This is a genomic window from Rhodococcoides fascians A44A, from assembly GCF_000760735.1.
GTDB classification, from domain to species: Bacteria; Actinomycetota; Actinomycetes; order Mycobacteriales; family Mycobacteriaceae; genus Rhodococcoides; species Rhodococcoides fascians_E.
In genome coordinates this window covers 1,097,483-1,113,408 of the sequence record NZ_JMEX01000008.1, presented here as the reverse complement: position 1 = coordinate 1,113,408, position 15,926 = coordinate 1,097,483, and the positions used below count along the sequence as shown (strand labels likewise).

Genomic DNA, 15,926 nt, shown 5'->3' with positions numbered 1-15,926 from the left:
GCGGTCATTCTCCGTCCGGGACGAGCAGCCCGTCCAGTGTCTCGGGCAGGGCGTCGAGTCCACCGTCGACATACCGGCGTCCGTCCCCGGCGATGTAGGAACCGTCGGTCGGGTCGTAGTCTCCGGTGGACGCCACCGGGTCTCGACACAGTTCCACCGTGGCTGCGCGTCGTCCCGGGAACTCCATGCACGGGAGGTTTCGCGCGCCGCGGACCGCGGTGGGGTCGGCTGGATCGATCCTGCAGTACAGGCCCTTCGGGGTCGGAATCGTATCTACCTCGGTGGGTGATCGGCGTTCGGACGCAGGCAGGAATCCGGTGGTGCACGGAGGCGGGTCGTTCACCTGGGCGGCGAAGAAGGTGTTCTGACCGGGCTCTCCCGACTGGGAATTCAGCATCCCCGTTCCCTGGGTCGCTGCGATGAGCGGCGGATACAGCACCAGAATCTGCTCGATCGAAGGGTTGTACACCGCCGCAACCTGTTCCACGGTGGTCAGGTTCTCCAGCAGAAGTGGAAGAGTCGGCTGCAACTGGTGAAACAGGGCGGTCACCTCCGTTGCCATCGGCGTGCCCTTGTCCACGAGGGCGCGCACCGACCCATCGTGGTCGCGGAGCGTCCCCGTGACTCCGGTGAGCGACGCTGCCCAGGCCTTGATCGACTCACTGCTCGCGGCGGTTGCTGTCAGGAGGGGGTCGGCTTCGTCGATGAGCGCGATGATCGACGATGTGTCGGCGTTCGCGTCGGCGGTGAGAGTTCGAAGCGAATCGAGTAGCTGGGATACGTTCGCTCCGTTGTTTCCCAGTGCGGCAGCGCTTTCGTCGAGCACGCTGCGTAGGTTGTCCGAGCCGATGGATGCCAGCGCAGACTGCAGGAGATCGATCGTCGGGCCCACCTGCTCGGGAACGGAGGTTCGGTCCTTCGAGATCACCGCGCCGTCGGACAGGTACGGGCCCTCGTCGGAGCTCGGCACCATGTCGATGTACTGCTCTCCGATTGCGGACATCGAGTGCACCTCGGCCGTCGTGTCTGCGGGAACGTCGACATCGGATTCCAGGGACACCACCGCTCGCGCGCCGGTACCGAGGGTTGTGAGCTCGACGACCCGTCCTATCTCGGAACCGCGATAGGTCACGTTCGCACCGGTGTAGAGGCCGGCGCCGTCGGCGAGCTCGACAGCGACTCGGTAGCGGCCGATACCGACCTGCTCCGGCACGCGGGCGAAATAGGTTGCCGTGGTGGCGGTGGAGACGACGCCGACGGCCAGGATGATCCAGAGCTTGCGATGGAGCGTTGTCTTCGACGTCATGGGTTGCCTGCCGGTGGGATGAGGAGGTCGGTGGTCGACGGAATCGTCGGCGACGGAGTGGGTGCGAACGACCCGAGTGCGCCTTCGAGCGGTGTGCCGAGAAACAAGGCGTTGTCGAGAGTGTCGAGCCGAAGATCGAGAGTCACCTCGCCGTTGGCGTAGTCACCGCGTACCGCGTTCTGATAAGTGTCGATCGGGAACGGGTAGGTGAGCAGGTAACGGAAGGCGTCCGTCAGGGACGTCCCGGAATCTGCCAGTGAGGCAAGCACAGGACGCAACTCCTGCAGCTCGGCCACCAGATCGCCTCCGGTGTCGTCGACGATCTTCTCGGCCGTGGTACCCAGTCGGCCCAACGAGGTGAGTGCGGCGGTCAAGTCCTGCCGGCTGTTCGACAGTACGGTCAGCGCGGGGCCGAGCGTGGTCACGGCGTCGGCGAGCACCTGGTTCTGATCGGCGACGTCGGCGGCGAATCGATCGAGGTTGTCTATCGTCCGCTCGATGTTCGCCTGCTGTTCGACGAGTCCGCCGAGGAGAGCGTTCAGCCGATCGATCACGGACCGCACCGATTCCGGTCGTCCGCCGATCGCGGCATCCAGTTCGTTCACGATGTCGCCCAGTTGGGGGAGTCCACCGCCGTTCAGTACGAGCGACAGCGACGACAGGGTCTGCTCGGTGGTGGGATACGCACCGGCGCGATCCAGTGGGATGACATCGCCGTCGGCGAGCCGGCCGGTCGGTGCTTCGGCAACGGGTGGCGACAGTTCGATGTGCGTCGATCCGAGAAGGCTGGTCTGACCGACCGCTGCGACGGCGTTCGCCGGCAGGTCGACGCTCTGGTCGAGGTGAACGGTGACGACGGCGTGGCCGTCGTCGAGCTCGATGTCCGCGACGCGGCCCACGGTGACGTCGGACGCGAGCACTCGCGAATTGCGATCGATGGTGGACACGTCCGGCATCTCGATGGTCACCTAATACGCTCCTTCCCCTTCTCCTGCGGTGCCGGGGAGCGGAAGTGAATTGAGGCCCTGCCAGCCGCAGCCGGACGTCAGCAGCGCGAGTGCGAGCACCACTGCCTGCCGAGGCCCGATTCGTCGTGTCGTCATCGATCACCTCCGGGAAGTAACAGATCCGTCAGCGACGACGGCGACGGTGCCGACGTCGGCGCGGGGGTGGCCGGTTCCAGGTCGGGTTCGCTGTAGACCAGCTGATCCGGCAGTGCGCCGACACCGTGAATCGGGTTGGTGGACAGAGGAAGGTAGTCGAACGCCAGCGTCTTCAGCAGGGGACCGAGGTACTGCACGCACAGGTTCGCTCCTTCCTGAGCACCGACATCCTCGGCTGCGGCGATGGCCGAGCAGATGAAGTCCATCGGATTCGCGAAGTTGTTGGGCGCGAGCGCGGAAACTATCGCGTTGTGTGCGGGCTGGTAGATGTTGTTCAGATTCGACAACGCGGTTGGCGCCACATGGAGGATCTGGGCGAGTCCGTCACGCTGCGAGGCGAGTTCGCCCACGACGGTCTGCAGGCTGCGGAGTGTGTCGTCCAGACCGTCGCGATTGTCGGCGACGAACCTCTGCACATCGCCGACGGCGAGGTCCAGAGACGTCAACGCGGTGCCGATCTGCTCGGAGTTGTCGTCCAGGACAGCGGTGATCGATGCCATCGAGTCGTTGAAGTTCACGATCTGTTGCCCACTTGCGGACAGTGCGGACACGAACACCTGCAGGTTGCGTACGACGGCGAACAAGTCGGTTCGACCGTCGGACAACGTCTTCAACGCGTCCGAGAGTTGAGCGACGGTCGCTCCGAGGTTCTGCCCCTGCCCCCTGAGGTTGGCATCGGCGGCGTTGACGAGGGCTCCGAGAGGTGCTCGGCCGTCGGGCGCAGCGGTTCCCACCGCGTCCGCCAATCGAGACAGTTGAGCTTTGATCTGGTCCCACTCGACCGGTACCGCGGTGCGCGACATCGGGATGTGCTGCCCGTCGACCATCGTCGAGCCCCCGGTGTAGGGCGGAGTGAGCTGTACGAAGCGACTGGCGACAAGACTGTGCGAGACGATGACCGCCAGGGCGTCGGCCGGCACCGAGTAGGACGAGTCGATCTGTAGCTCGACGTCGGAGTGGTCACCTCGTGGTTCGATCGAGCCGACGGTTCCGACGTCGACACCCATGACTTTCACGTCGTCGCCGACGTACAGTCCTGTGGTACTGGGGAACTGGGCGATGATGGTCGTGGTGTTCAGTGCAGGGACGACGGTGTAGGACACCGCGGCCAGAATCGCCAGACCGATCCCGATGGCCGCGAGTTGCCATCGCCTGGCCGTCATCGGGGTGCTCCGTCGATGGCGGACAGTGGGTTGACACTGGCGGATTCACCGGGGGCGGGGCCGAGTCCGAGGGCGGCACGGATGAACGGTGAAATGATCTGGCCAGGGATCAGGTTCTGAATGTACGAGTTGAAGAACGGTCCGCTCGACACCGCCTCGCCGAGTTGAGTGATGTACGGGCCCAGATTCTCGATGGCCGTGCCGATATCGGCTCTGTTCTGCTCCAGCACCTCGAGTACCGAATCCAGCGATGCCAGCGTCGATCCCAGTTGCGCCTCGTTGTCCGCGACCAGCCCACTCAAGTGCCGGGCGAGCTCGGTGACGCTGTCGAACAATCGATCCACGACGGCTCGCCGACGGTCGAGTTCGCTCAGAATGGTGTTCGCGTCGGTGACGAGGATGCCGATCTGTTCACTCCGGGTGGCGAGTACTCCGGTGACCTGTTCCGCCGCTGACAGCAAGGACCGCAGAGAGCCGTCGCGCGAGGCGATGCTCTGGGAGAGTCGGCCCACTCCGTCCACTGCCGCAGCGAGATCCGCGGGGGTCTGCTCGAGCACCTCGGTGCTCACGCGCATGGCGTCGGTCAGTCCGTCGGTGTCGAGTTCGGTGACGTCGTCGGTAAGGTCACCCAGCGCATCGGTCAACTGGTAAGGACTGGATGTGTGATCCAGTCCGATCCGAGAGCCTGGGCTCAGCCGTCCACCGGCACCGGGATCGACACTCAGATTCTTCGTGCCCAGCACAGTCTGTGTCGGTATGGCCAGGCGTGCATCGTCGTGGAGTTCGACCCCGCCGCCTACGGTGAATGCGATGACCACTGTGTCCGCATCGATCTCGATATCGGTGACCTCGCCGACGACGATTCCTGCCACTTCGACATCGGCTCCGGTCGCGAGTCCGCCGGTGTCTCGGAACACGCCGCTGTAGGCAGCGCTCGCCGACAGAATCGGCAAGGATGACACGTTCGTCGCCACCACTGTCACCAGTACCGCGAGGACGGTGCCGACTATGCCGAGCCGCACGGTGTTGCGCTCGCGTACACGCTGATTCATCGTGGTGCGCACCTTCCCGTCTCCTGTCCGATCAGCGGCGTGGTGAGGCCGCCGCCGTCGGGAGTGTCGATCTTCAGCTTGATGCCGCAGAGGTAGTAGTTGAAGAAGTTGCCGTAGGCACCGAGTCGGCTGAGCGCGGCGTAGGTGTCGGGGAGGCGCGAGACGATGCTCCCGATGCTGTCCTTCTGCGAATCCAGTTGCACAGCAGTTCGATCGAGTTCGTCGAGTGTCGACTGCAAGGGCGGTCTGGCCACGGTCAGCAAGTCGGCCACGGTTGTCGCAGACGAATCGATCTCCGTCAGGGCGGTACCCCATGCCGCGCTGTCGGCAGCGAGGCCGGTTGCCAAGTTCTGTGCCCGATCGAGTGCGGTCGACACGACATCCTTCTGGTCGGTCAACGTTGTCAGCGTGGTGTCCAGGTTGGTGATCACCCGTCCGATCACCTCGTCTCGATCGGCGAGTGTGGTGGTCAACGTGGCGGTGTGGGCGAGCAGGGATGCGATCGAACCGCCCTGTCCCTGGAGAGCAGCGACGAGTTCGGCGGTCAGATCGTTGACCTTGGACGGATCGACGGACTCGAACAGGGGCTCGAAGCTTCCGATGAGTTGGTCCAGATCCAGAGCGGGTGAGGTTCTTTCGAGGGGGATCGTCGAGTTGTCGCCCAGAGGTTCGGCCTCACCGGCGCCGTCGGCCAGTTCGAGATAGCGGTCGCCGACGAGATTCTGGTACCGGACGGTGGCAGTGGTCGACGAGGTGACCACGTAACCGGGCCCCACGTCGATGCCGACCTCCGCGTGGTGGTTGTCCACGATGGCTACTTCCGAGACCTTTCCGACTTCCACCCCTGCCACCCGTACGAAGTCACCGCTGCGCAGACCCGACGCGCTGGTGAAGACGGCGCGGAAGGATGTGGTCGACTCGAACCGGACCTGTCCGAATACCACGACCAGGCATGCGAGGACCGCGGTCATCACGACCACGAAAACGACCAGCTTGATCGTGCTCGATGTGCGGTTCATCGGGTGCCACCCGGTGCAGCGAGCCCGCCGGGCAGAAAATCCAGTATCGAACCCGGCGAGACAACCGGGCCGGTGTTGCCGGCACGGAACGGGTTCGATCCGGTGTCGGCAACCACGTACGGGGTCGGCACGGCGTCGTCGGGCACGATGGGCAGTGCGCCGCATCGCGGGCCACCCGACGCGGCAACGCGCGGGAGATCCGACTCGGGCCTGTAGGGCGGGATTCCGAACAATACGGTGCTGTTGAGCAGCATGGTGCGTCCGTTTCCGCCGGACACCTCCTCTGCCCCCACCCGGGCTCGGTCCGCGCCCTGCAGGAAGCAGGTGAACTGGGGTGAGTATTCCTCCAGCAGTTCGGTTGTCGGCTTCAGTTCGAGCACGGTGCTCGAGATTCCTCCGGCATTGTCCGTCAGGACTCGGTTGCCTACATCGGCCATCCCGATGACCCCGAGCAGAACGGCGTCGAGAGCGTCGGCCTCGTCGACGAGAGTGCGCCCGGTGGTCGTCAGGTTGCGCAGATCGGTCATTACATCCGGTGCCGCAACTGCGGCGGTGTCGCTCACGGTCGATCCGGAGTCGATATCGCGTTGCAGGGTCGGAATTCGAGGTTCGACGGCAGCGAGGAGTGCGTTCGTGTCGTCCAGGCTCCGTCCCAGGTCGCCGCCGCGCCCACCGAGTGCCGTGGCCAACGTCGTGAGGGTGGCGTTGAGCTTGTCCGGTTCTACTGCCGACAGAACCTGGGTGAGCGATTCGAAAACGGTGTTGACCTCCACGGTCACCGAGGATGAGTCGATGACAGCGCCGGAGGCAATCGGCGTCGTCGACGGATCGGCCGGTTCGGTGAGTGTGACGAACTTCGAACCGAAGATCGTGGTGGCGGCGATGTTCGCTTCCACGTTCTCGGGTATCGATTGTGCTGCATCGCTGTTCAATCGCAGTTGGACGACGGCACCTTCTGCGTCCCGATCGACGATGTCGACGGTCCCCACTTCCACCCCGTGCATCTTCACCAGGGCACCTGCTTGCATGACGAGACCGCTACGGTCGGATCTCAGTGTCACCCGCGTCGGTGGATCGACGGCGTCCTGCGCGGCACCGGTGAAGGCGAGGTAGGTGGCGGCGACTGCGACGGCGATCGTGGTCGCCAGAACCACAGCCGCCAGGCGGGGTGCGCCGGATCCGGTGCTGTTCACGTCGGACATCTCATCCCGCCAAGTGCACTGATCGGGAATTGCCGTAGAGGGCAAGTGAAATCATCAACGTGACCATGACGACGGTGATGAGCGAGAGTCGAACAGCGCGACCGGTTGCGGTCCCGACTCCCGCCGGCCCACCCGATGCGGTGTAGCCGTAGTAGGTGTGAATCAGCATCACCGCGGTGGCCATCACGAACACTTGAAGGAAGGACCACAGCACGTCCGAGGGGACGAGGAACGTGGAGAAGTAGTGATCGTAGACGCCACCCGATTGGCCGAGAACGACCACGGTGGCTATGCGGCTCGCCAGAAAGGAGGTGATGAGAGACAGGGAGTACAGGGGCAGGACTGCGATCATGCCGGCGAGCACACGAGTTCCGACCAGGTACGGAACCGATTTGATAGCCATCACTTCGAGCGCGTCGATCTCTTCGCTGATACGCATCGCGCCCAACTGGGCGGTGGTACCCGCGCCGATCGTTGCGGCAAGGCCGACGCCTGCCGTGATCGGAGCCACGACTCGCACGTTGACGTATGCGGCGAGGAATCCGGTGAGCGCGTCGACTCCGATGTTTCCCAGTGAATCGAATCCCTGGACGGCAACGGTGGCACCGGCGAAGAGAGTGAGGAATCCCAGTACGACGATGCTTCCGCCGACTGCCGCGAGAGCCCCTGTGCCGAGGCTGATCTCGGCAAGTACACGGAGTGTCTCGGCGCGGTAGTCGCGCGCGGCCTTGCCCGTCGACGCGAGGGCGCGTCCGAAGAACAGTGCCAACTCGCCGACGTCGTCGATCCCGCGAACGACACCGCGCACACGGTTACTCACTCGGATCGACATATCGAAGCCCATCGCTTGTCACCGGTCACTCAGAGCGAGGCCGACGGATGTCAGTGCGAGATTGACGAGAAACAGTGCGACGAAGGAGAACACGACGGTTTCGTTGACCGCCTCGCCGACGCTCCTCGGCCCGCCGACGACCGACAATCCGCGGTAGCAAGCGATCAGCGCGGCCAACAAGCCGAACAGGGCCGCCTTGATCTCGGACAGGACCAGTTCCGGGAGACCGACGAGCAGGGTGATGCCGGATACGTACGCACCGGGCGTGACGTCCTGTAGGTACACCGAGAAGAAGAAGCCGCCGACGAGGCCGATGGTGCAGACGGCACCGTTCAGCAATGTAGCGATCAGAGTGCAGGCAACGACGCGGGGGACCACGAGCCGATGAACGGGGTCGATACCGAGAACTTCCATCGCCGCGACTTCCTCGCGGATGGTGCGTGAACCGAGGTCGGCGGCGATCGCGGTCGCCGCAGCGCCCGCGACGACCAGGACGGTCACCAGGGGTCCGATCTGGGTCACCGCGCCCAGGCCCGCTCCCGCACCGCTGAGGTCGCTTGCCCCGAGTTCGGAGAGCAACGAGTTGAGGGTGAACACAACCAGGACTGTGAACGGAATGGACATCAGGATCGTGGGCAGTAGTGACACCCGAGCGATGAACCAGCTCTGGTCCACGAATTCGCGCCACTGAAAGTCTCTGCGGCCCAGAGCTACTGCGGTGTCCAGGGCCAAGCCGTAGAACTCGCCGACCGAGGACGTCGCAGCGACGGTAGCGCGGGCAGCGCTCCGAAGAGCCTGCGTCACGGCACTATCCGGTACTTGAGCATCATGTCGTGGTCCTCGTGGTCGAGGAGATGACAGTGCCAGACGTAGCCTTGAAGGTCACCGGCGGATTCCCCGGAATGGTCGATTCCGTTGTGGACCTCGTGCATGGGGTCGTGATGGTTGTCGTGATCGGTGCTCGGCTGTGCGGCAGCGGCCGGTCGGGGGAAGGTGGCGTCGGGGTCGAAACCCAGTTCCTCGGCCGTCGGGAAACGTACGACGATGCGCGTGACCGTCCCGCCGTCGACTCTCACCGTGTCCTTCCAACCGGCCTCCCACGGTGCAGGCGGGGTCATCGGTCCGCCGAGGAAGCCTTCCGGATCAGGGGTCCATTTGATTCCGATGGCAGGCTGCGGATTCGCGATCTGGTAATCGACGGTGCGCAGTGGGGTGCGACCCACGATCCGGAAGGTGACGAGGTGGATGTGAATCGGGTGTGGATCGGGCGTGATGTTGACGATGTTCCACTGCTCGACGGTGCCGGGTCGCGGCATTTCGATGTCCGGGTCGCTGTAGCGAAGATTGTTCAGCGACATGATGGCCGGTGGATTGCGTAGTGCGTAGGGCTGGCTGACGGTGACGGTACGAATCTTCGTCGGCTGCTGGATGGGTCCGATCGGTGCAGGCCCTCGACCGCCGCGCAGCGACGTCGGTATCCCACCGGTGAATCCGCGTGCAGTACCGACACGGAAACGACAGAACAGCGGCATGGTGACTGCCCCGATGACGGCCGCCTGGAAGGGCGGAGCCTCGTCGTTTCTCAATTCGACCGTCTGGCCCGCGTCGTAATCGGAGAAGTCGACGAGCACGTCGTATCTCTCGCCTGGAGCGACCCTGATCGACGTCACGGGCACGGGAGCGTCGAGCAATCCGCCGTCGTTGCCGATGACCCAGAACTTCATGTGGTTCTCGAAGTGGAGGTTCCACACGCTGTACGAGGCGGCGTTGATCATCCGAAAGCGGTACAGCCCTCGGGCAACGGTGAGTTCCGGCCAGATCATGCCGTTGACGAGCCCGACGTCTCCGACGGCTCCACCTTCCCACGAACCCTCCGGCACGATGCGAGTCGATCGGATGCTCAGGTGGCTGTCTTCGCGAAAGATCTTCTCCTGCATGACGAGTGGCATCTCGAACTCACCGGCGGGGAGTCCGAGGGGATTGTCGGTACGACCGGTGTCGAACCGATCTCGGAGCAAGTACATCCCGGCCAGGCCCGCGTAGACGTTGACACGGGTGATTGCCATCGCGTGATCGTGATACCAGAGTGTTGCCGCTTCCTGCCTGTTGGGGAAGTGATGAACGATGCTTCCTCCGGGGACCGTGAGCTGCTCCGGATTGCCGTCGCTGTCCGGTGGCGTCACGCCGCCGTGAAGGTGCAGCGACATCGGGGTCGAGGTACGGAAACTCTCGGTCACACCGTGCAGCGAGGTGTCCATGTCCTGAGCCATGGGGTGCAGGGTCATGGTGTTGGAGAATCGAAGGGTCAGCGGATCGTCGGCGTGCGCTTCGATGATGGGCCCGAGGTAGCCGGGTCGCGCGTTCGGTCCGCAGTGATATGCCAGCGCGGGGACCTCGGGCATGTCGGCATGAAATCTGTGCATGGCAGACACCGCGTCGACCGAGAGAGTGGATCCCGACACCGTAGGCAGCGTCGGTAGCGTATCTCGGAACGGAGTCACGTCGGGAGAGTGGAACAGCAGCGGACTCTCGAACGTGTCGCCGGCGGGTGAGGTGAACGCGCGGGAGGCGCTGACGCCGCCGAGAGCCACTGCTGCGGTGCCCACACCCAGCGCTCGGAACAGGGTGCGGCGGGTCATGTCCTGCGCCATGTGTGAGGAGCCTTTCGCACGGTCCGATGATGTGACACGCACCATACCGCACTGTATGGTGTGGTCAGTCGATTTCGACGAATCCGCAGATCGGAGGCCAATGAGGCTGCGTGAGAACGCCTGTCGAGCACTACGTGGAATGGTTGCGATCTCGATCGCTGTCGCCGCAGTTCTGAACGTCGAGGCTGCGACGGCATCCGCCTCTCCGGCGGCGTGCGAGACGCCCACCGTCCTCGTGCACGATCTCGCGTCCTCGGAGCGCGAGTGGGACGGGTGGCTCGACGACCTGGACAGGCGTGGGTTGTGTGCGTTCTCGTTCACCTACGGCAGTTCGGATGCATCGGTTCTGTTGCAGCAGGCTGGGCTCGCGGTGGCCGGTCTGACCAGCATCGAGGACTCGGCACTCGAGTTCGGCGCATTCGTCGCCTCCATCCGTGAAAGAACCGGGGCCGACCGAGTGCAGGTTCTCGCCCGCGGTGCCGGCGGGTTGGTGGCTCAGCAGTGGATTGCGCACTCCGGTGCGCAGGACGTGCGCACGCTCGTGACCGTCGGACCGCTGTGGAACGGAACCGATGTGGCAGGCCTCGGCAGCCTGGCCGCGTTCAATCGGAGCATCGGGATCTACGACGCTCTCGCCGCCCTGGAGAAGCCTCTGCTCGAACCGATCTGCGCCGCATGCGGTCAGATCGTCGCCGATTCCGGCTACATGCACGACGCTGCTCGTACTGGATGGATGTCGCCGGGAGTGCGGTACGTCAACGTGATCTCGCTGTCCGACGGGCTCATGACCGATCCGCTCGTGGCCGCAGTGCCCGGCAGCGAGAATCTCGTCGTCCAGGATGTGGACCCGGCGGACCGGACCGATCACCTGCACATGACGAACGGTCCACTCGTACGTCGGCTGGCCCTCGGCGGCCTCACCGCCGGATGACGGCGACGGATCGTACGATCGAAGGGCGTACGCCGCCCCGACAGCGAGGAGTTCACTCTGATGGCAGGCACACCCAGGTCGGCTTCAGCGCGCCGTGCACCCGCAAAGAAGGCAGCGGGTGCAAAGACCGGGACCAAGCCGACGCGTCGGACAACACGCCTGTCGGTCGACGACTGGATCGACGCCTCGTTCGAACTGATGGCGACCGACGGCGTGTCCGGTGTGAAGATCACCAAGCTGTGCGAACGCCTCGAGGTCACCAAAGGGAGCTTCTACTGGCATTTCGCCGACATAGACAAGCTGATGGAAGCGATCGCGGACAAATGGTGCGACACCCAGAACGACACGGTGCGCGGATTGAAGGGGCTCGAGACCGTCGAGGTCGAACAACGCTTGCAGATCATGGCCGAACTGTTGATCGACCAACGCACGTGGGCCGTGGAGTCGGCCGTCCGGGATTGGGCTCGCAACTACGGCAAGATCGCCGACGCCGTGCGCGAACTGGACAATCGAATCTTCGAGGTCGTACAGCGCTCCTTGCTCGATCTCGAATTCGACCCGGACGAAGCGCGGCTCCGAGCAGGCATTCTCGTGTACTCGGGCATCGGCTTCGTTCACGCTCGGGGCTCCCTGCCCACCCCGACAGCTGCGGAAGTACATGCAATGTTCGAGCTGCTCACACGGCACTGAAACCGGCTCATCCCACTCGACGGAGGCACATCTGCTCGGAGAATATTCGCTTGACGACTCGAATACGCTGCCAATGAATGGTTTTCGAGTCCTGGAGCTGGGTAACTACATCGCCGGGCCCACTGCGGCGCGCATGCTCGCGGATTTCGGTGCCCAAGTGATCAAGGTGGAGCGCGTCGTCGACCGGGGCATGGGCTCACCGGTCATGCGTGAGGTGGACGACCCGCACGAGCACGTCGAGTTGTGCGGGACGGTAGAGATCTGCAACCGATGGATAAACGGCGCTGTCCACTACGTCCGGTGCAGCGGTGATGTGTGACTCTCGGTTGAGGAGCCAGGGGTAGTCCTCCAGGTGCCGGCCGAGTAGCACCGCCATTCTCTCGGCGAGATCCTGGCGGACGCTGTCGCTCGAGCTTTCCGGTAGTTGCTCGTATTCGCGGTCCACATCGGTCTGTGCGACTTCTATCATTGCGCGAATGTCGTCCAACGCATCGTCGTCGAAGTACTGCGCCACTATCGTCAGCAGGGCTCGGTCCGGAGCAGGCAATCGGTCGGCGACAGAACCGAATCCGGCGGGAACGTCGGACTCGGCACCCTCACTCAGGGTGGCCGCCAGTCGTTCCCGAGCGCGCTGTAATTGCTCGATGGCGGCCACCAATTCTTCGTCGAGAGTCTGGAGCGCGCTGTCGGGCCCATCGATCGAATCGATCTGTGTAAGGGGAACACCGAGCTCGCGGTAGCGTCGGATCCGAAGAACACGCACGAGGTGCCCAGCGCGGTACTGCTTGTATCCGTTGCTCGACCGCTCGGGTTCCGAGAGCAAACCCAGGCGGTGGTAGTGACGGATGGTGTTGACGGTCGTGCTTGCGAGCTCCGCGAGTTCACGTGTACTCCAAGCCATATCGACCCTCCTCACGTGATGCAGCGCGCGTCCTCGTCGGGTACCTGCAAGTTGATCAGGTAATCGGACACTATGCCATCGACACACGCATTCGTGCCCTGCCCGACGATGCCATGGGCGCCGCCCTCGACGGTGAGCAGAGAACTTCCCAGTGAATCGGCGAGGCTGACGCCACCGGAGTGCGGGGTCGAGGGGTCGCGCGTCGTGGATATGACCAGGGTGGGAGGTAGTCCGTCGACGTTCTGCGCGTACGGAAAGCCGAGCGTCGGCTCCGCGGGCCAGTGCTCACACGCATCGCGGGCACCGTCGGCGACATCGACACCTGGATCCATGAACGGCGCCAGGTCGTACGTCCAGCGTCGTAGTTCGGCGCTTCGAGTTGGCGTCAGGCGATCGAGATCCATGCAGTTGATCGCGTAGTTCGCTTCCGTGAAGTTGGTCCACTGGCCCGCCGCGCTGCGACCCCCGAAGGTGTAGAGCAGCTGCATCAGACCGTCGCCCCGCCCTCGGGCGAGTTCTGCGAGACCGTCGACGATAAGCGGCCACGTATCCGGCGCGTAGAGCCCCGAGATGACGCTTCCGATTGCATCGTCGAAGCTCAACGTCGTGTCCAGAGCAGGAACAGGCTCGGTACGCAGTGGCCTTACCAGCTGCTGAAACCTCAGGGTCGCCCGTGCTGGATCGTTACCCAGGGGGCACTCGAAACGGGCCGCGCATTCGGTGGCCAAGCCGTCGAACGCTTGTTGAAACCCTCCGTAACTACTGAGCACTGCTTCGTGGCCGTCGAGGCGAGGATCGACAGCTGCGTCGAACAGCAGTGCGCGCACGCGGTCGGGAAATTGTTCGGCGTAGACCGCTCCCAATCTCGAGCCATAACTCTGACCGAAGTAGGTCAACTTGTCCTGGCCGAGTGCTGCTCGCAGAACATCCATGTCCCGCGCCGTGTCTCGGGTCCCGACGTGCGCGAGGGTATCGACACCGCCCGACCTCTCGGCGCATTTGTTCATGATCGCTTGCGTGTCATCGCTGGTGAATTCTACTGTCGTACCCAGCGATCCGAGCGGAACAGTACCTGCATCCGCTTCTTCGTCGCTGTAGCAATCCACGGCCGGTTGTGAGGCGCCGACACCGCGCGGATCGAATCCGACGATATCGAAATTCTCGGTGATCGGGCTTTCGACAAGCCCTAAGGCGGTCAAGATCGCCCCGACGACGCCTGACCCGCCCGGCCCGCCTGGATTGATCACCAGCGGCGTACTGGGTCCGTCACCTCGGGACGGCACGCGCGATACCGCGATCTCGGCGATATCGTTCTCTGGATCGTCGTAGTCGAGTGGCACCTCGAGACGCGCACACTCGAGCCCTGGAACGATGTCCATGGCTTTGGTCTCCTCGTCGGTGCTCGCGTAGTCGCTTCCGCAGGCGCCCCAGGCCAACTGCTGCTGGTAGAAGCGATCCAGCGCAGCGTCGTCTACGACCTGCTCCCCTTCGGGTCTCGTGTTCGATGTGCATGCCACGAGCACTGCCACTGCCAGAGCCGCCGATCCCGCAGCTTTCACTGCACGTTGTTGTTTCGTTCCGAGCATCAATGGTCCTCATCGTCGACGGCGGTGCGAAAGCGACACCGCGGTCCATCCGACACTGTGTTCTCGGAACAGGCTCAAGTGATCGGTTTCGAAGAGTAGGCAAACAAATGGTCCGGCACCTAGCATTCAACGTCGTACGGGTTGCTGCTCGCCTTCTCCTCTAGTGAATCGGACAATGCCCAACCACACGAATGAACGACGATTCGCTCTCGACTTCGGGCAACTAGTGCTCCGGGACCTTGTGTCCGGGAACGATCCCGTCGTGACGGCTTGGACTGTCCTTCAGGTGCCGGAGGGGTGGCAGATCGATGTGTTCCTGCATTTACCGCCTCGCCACCACGGGTTGATCGTTGCACTGTCCGCAACAGTCCCGGCGTTCGATGCCGATCTCGGAATGGACATCGAGACCTACGCGATCATCACCAGCGCGGGGATTCTCGAGTCATTCGACTGCGATACCCCGCGGACGAATCCTCGAATGCAGTATCGCGCACCGGCGGGTTGAATAATCAACGCGTCATTGCTTCGCCGAAGCGTGCGCAGTCAACTACTGAACGTGCGCGCAGGCGTCGGAGAAGGAATGGGTTTTCATGCGGTTGAGATGGCGGATGTGCGTCGTGCTGTCTCTTGCATGCCTAGCGCTGGCCTCCTGTGCTTCTCCTGAGCCCGGTGAGCAGCTGGCGGTCGATGAGGATCAAATTAGAAACTATCTGGAAGCAGATGGATTCACTGTTCCGAGGGGATTCGAATTCGCAGAGGCATTCGTGTTCTGGGAGTTCGTCGGTGCGCCCGCGTGGTCTGCTCGATACGAGGCGGACGCGGCGTTCGGTGATGCATCGACCGTAGCGGCGGCGAATCCGAATTTTCCCCCGATGGAGCCGGTCGGGTGCGGGACGGTGCCCCCTGGAAAGTGGTCTTCCGTGGGATTCGAATGCCGGTCTGGAGCTCTGTCCACACGGTATCCCGCCTCCGGCGGCATGGATTCGATGACCATTGTGCTGACGCAGGACGATGAAAGTGCGCAGCTCTACATGTACAGCGCGGGCCACTGACTGCTGGACTACGAGTTCACCGCCGAGCCAGGATGGACACCCACGCAACGATGGTCAACGACAAGCACGCCAACACAATTGCAGCCCAGAGTAAATCGATGCTGAGGGGCAATGTGGGGTTGATGTCTGCGCTCCTCACATCCCGACACTTTAGTCGCACGAGCCCCGTTCGCACACAGTGTCGGCAACGTCAGCCGGCGGTCCATCGGGTCCCGTGCTCGCAGCCCCCGACGGTTGATGTCCTCCTGCGACGTCAATTGCATGTGGCGGCCTTCCGCAGGTCACCCTAACGTCCTCGGTCGTCAGAAGGGTGGTGGTTTCTTTCGTTCGCGGAGGTGTTGGATGGTTTTGTGTTGTCGTAGTTTTCGGCGGAGGAGT

At 63.6% G+C, this 15,926-nt stretch carries 15 protein-coding genes and 1 pseudogene; 4 read left to right on the top strand and 12 right to left on the bottom strand.

The window, feature by feature from the left end; genetic code table 11:
• Positions 1 to 4: 4 nt before the first annotated feature.
• From BH95_RS17625 to BH95_RS17585, 10 genes are read right to left on the bottom strand one after another with little or no spacing between them, the layout of a single operon-like run.
• Positions 5 to 1,306, bottom strand: a complete 1,302-nt coding sequence (locus BH95_RS17625) for an MCE family protein (RefSeq protein ID WP_037183327.1) — start codon at positions 1,304 to 1,306, stop codon at positions 5 to 7.
• Positions 1,303 to 2,274, bottom strand: coding sequence for an MCE family protein (locus BH95_RS17620; RefSeq protein ID WP_244165022.1), 972 nt, complete (start codon positions 2,272 to 2,274; stop codon positions 1,303 to 1,305). Before BH95_RS17620 ends, BH95_RS17625 begins: the two co-directional genes overlap by 4 nt.
• Positions 2,275 to 2,409 carry a hypothetical protein gene (locus tag BH95_RS29820; protein WP_279615087.1) on the bottom strand — a complete coding sequence of 45 codons (135 nt, stop codon included), beginning with the start codon at positions 2,407 to 2,409 and terminating at the stop codon, positions 2,275 to 2,277. It lies immediately after the preceding gene.
• On the bottom strand, positions 2,406 to 3,632 hold the full coding sequence (locus tag BH95_RS17615; RefSeq protein WP_037183326.1) for an MCE family protein: 1,227 nt from the start codon (positions 3,630 to 3,632) through the stop codon (positions 2,406 to 2,408). Before BH95_RS17615 ends, BH95_RS29820 begins: the two co-directional genes overlap by 4 nt.
• Positions 3,629 to 4,684, bottom strand: a complete 1,056-nt coding sequence (locus tag BH95_RS17610; protein WP_244165020.1) for an MCE family protein — start codon at positions 4,682 to 4,684, stop codon at positions 3,629 to 3,631. Before BH95_RS17610 ends, BH95_RS17615 begins: the two co-directional genes overlap by 4 nt.
• A complete protein-coding gene (locus BH95_RS17605; protein WP_037183324.1) occupies positions 4,681 to 5,703 on the bottom strand; it encodes an MCE family protein in 1,023 nt (340 codons plus the stop codon). The genes BH95_RS17610 and BH95_RS17605 overlap by 4 nt, the downstream gene beginning before the upstream one ends.
• The gene (locus BH95_RS17600) at positions 5,700 to 6,905 is read right to left on the bottom strand and encodes an MCE family protein (protein WP_037183323.1); all 1,206 of its coding nucleotides are present in this window, start codon (positions 6,903 to 6,905) and stop codon (positions 5,700 to 5,702) included. Before BH95_RS17600 ends, BH95_RS17605 begins: the two co-directional genes overlap by 4 nt.
• A 1-nt stretch (position 6,906) precedes the next feature.
• Positions 6,907 to 7,737, bottom strand: coding sequence for an MlaE family ABC transporter permease (locus BH95_RS17595; protein WP_037104189.1), 831 nt, complete (start codon positions 7,735 to 7,737; stop codon positions 6,907 to 6,909).
• Positions 7,738 to 7,755: 18 nt separating this feature from the next.
• A complete protein-coding gene (locus tag BH95_RS17590; protein WP_020111845.1) occupies positions 7,756 to 8,541 on the bottom strand; it encodes an MlaE family ABC transporter permease in 786 nt (261 codons plus the stop codon).
• The gene (locus tag BH95_RS17585) at positions 8,538 to 10,388 is read right to left on the bottom strand and encodes a multicopper oxidase domain-containing protein (RefSeq protein WP_037185205.1); all 1,851 of its coding nucleotides are present in this window, start codon (positions 10,386 to 10,388) and stop codon (positions 8,538 to 8,540) included. The genes BH95_RS17590 and BH95_RS17585 overlap by 4 nt, the downstream gene beginning before the upstream one ends.
• A 139-nt stretch (positions 10,389 to 10,527) precedes the next feature.
• Between BH95_RS17585 and BH95_RS17580 the strand changes: the two genes are divergently transcribed.
• The 3 genes and pseudogenes from BH95_RS17580 to BH95_RS29590 all read left to right on the top strand — a co-directional run.
• Positions 10,528 to 11,319 (top strand): esterase/lipase family protein, encoded by a 792-nt coding sequence (locus BH95_RS17580; protein WP_037183322.1) that lies wholly within the window; start codon positions 10,528 to 10,530, stop codon positions 11,317 to 11,319.
• Between the two features lie 60 nt (positions 11,320 to 11,379).
• Entirely contained in the window at positions 11,380 to 12,009 is a 630-nt protein-coding gene (locus BH95_RS17575; RefSeq protein WP_020111848.1) for a TetR/AcrR family transcriptional regulator, read from the top strand.
• A gap of 73 nt (positions 12,010 to 12,082) precedes the next feature.
• Positions 12,083 to 12,184 (top strand): annotated as a pseudogene (locus BH95_RS29590) (CoA transferase); the annotation flags it as partial.
• A gap of 21 nt (positions 12,185 to 12,205) precedes the next feature.
• Here the strand turns inward: BH95_RS29590 and BH95_RS17570 are convergent.
• Together BH95_RS17570 and BH95_RS17565 are read right to left on the bottom strand one after the other, a co-directional pair.
• Positions 12,206 to 12,910, bottom strand: coding sequence for a helix-turn-helix domain-containing protein (locus tag BH95_RS17570; protein ID WP_037183321.1), 705 nt, complete (start codon positions 12,908 to 12,910; stop codon positions 12,206 to 12,208).
• Between the two features lie 11 nt (positions 12,911 to 12,921).
• Complete coding sequence (locus BH95_RS17565; RefSeq protein WP_037183320.1) at positions 12,922 to 14,496, bottom strand: alpha/beta hydrolase; 1,575 nt, start codon at positions 14,494 to 14,496, stop codon at positions 12,922 to 12,924.
• A 262-nt stretch (positions 14,497 to 14,758) separates the two neighbouring features.
• Here BH95_RS17565 and BH95_RS17560 point away from each other — a divergent pair, with 262 nt between their 5' ends.
• On the top strand, positions 14,759 to 15,001 hold the full coding sequence (locus BH95_RS17560; protein WP_244165018.1) for a hypothetical protein: 243 nt from the start codon (positions 14,759 to 14,761) through the stop codon (positions 14,999 to 15,001).
• Positions 15,002 to 15,926: the final 925 nt, after the last annotated feature.

Coding starts and splice junctions, on each gene's coding strand:
- BH95_RS17600 (WP_037183323.1), bottom strand. CDS start 6,905: ATGTCCGACGTGAACAGCACCGGATCCGGCGCACCCCGCCTGGCGGCT.
- BH95_RS17575 (WP_020111848.1), top strand. CDS start 11,380: ATGGCAGGCACACCCAGGTCGGCTTCAGCGCGCCGTGCACCCGCAAAG.
- BH95_RS17585 (WP_037185205.1), bottom strand. CDS start 10,388: ATGGCGCAGGACATGACCCGCCGCACCCTGTTCCGAGCGCTGGGTGTG.
- BH95_RS17595 (WP_037104189.1), bottom strand. CDS start 7,737: ATGTCGATCCGAGTGAGTAACCGTGTGCGCGGTGTCGTTCGCGGGATC.
- BH95_RS17580 (WP_037183322.1), top strand. CDS start 10,528: ATGGTTGCGATCTCGATCGCTGTCGCCGCAGTTCTGAACGTCGAGGCT.
- BH95_RS17625 (WP_037183327.1), bottom strand. CDS start 1,306: ATGACGTCGAAGACAACGCTCCATCGCAAGCTCTGGATCATCCTGGCC.
- BH95_RS17565 (WP_037183320.1), bottom strand. CDS start 14,496: ATGCTCGGAACGAAACAACAACGTGCAGTGAAAGCTGCGGGATCGGCG.
- BH95_RS17605 (WP_037183324.1), bottom strand. CDS start 5,703: ATGAACCGCACATCGAGCACGATCAAGCTGGTCGTTTTCGTGGTCGTG.
- BH95_RS17610 (WP_244165020.1), bottom strand. CDS start 4,684: ATGAATCAGCGTGTACGCGAGCGCAACACCGTGCGGCTCGGCATAGTC.
- BH95_RS17615 (WP_037183326.1), bottom strand. CDS start 3,632: ATGACGGCCAGGCGATGGCAACTCGCGGCCATCGGGATCGGTCTGGCG.
- BH95_RS29820 (WP_279615087.1), bottom strand. CDS start 2,409: ATGACGACACGACGAATCGGGCCTCGGCAGGCAGTGGTGCTCGCACTC.
- BH95_RS17570 (WP_037183321.1), bottom strand. CDS start 12,910: ATGGCTTGGAGTACACGTGAACTCGCGGAGCTCGCAAGCACGACCGTC.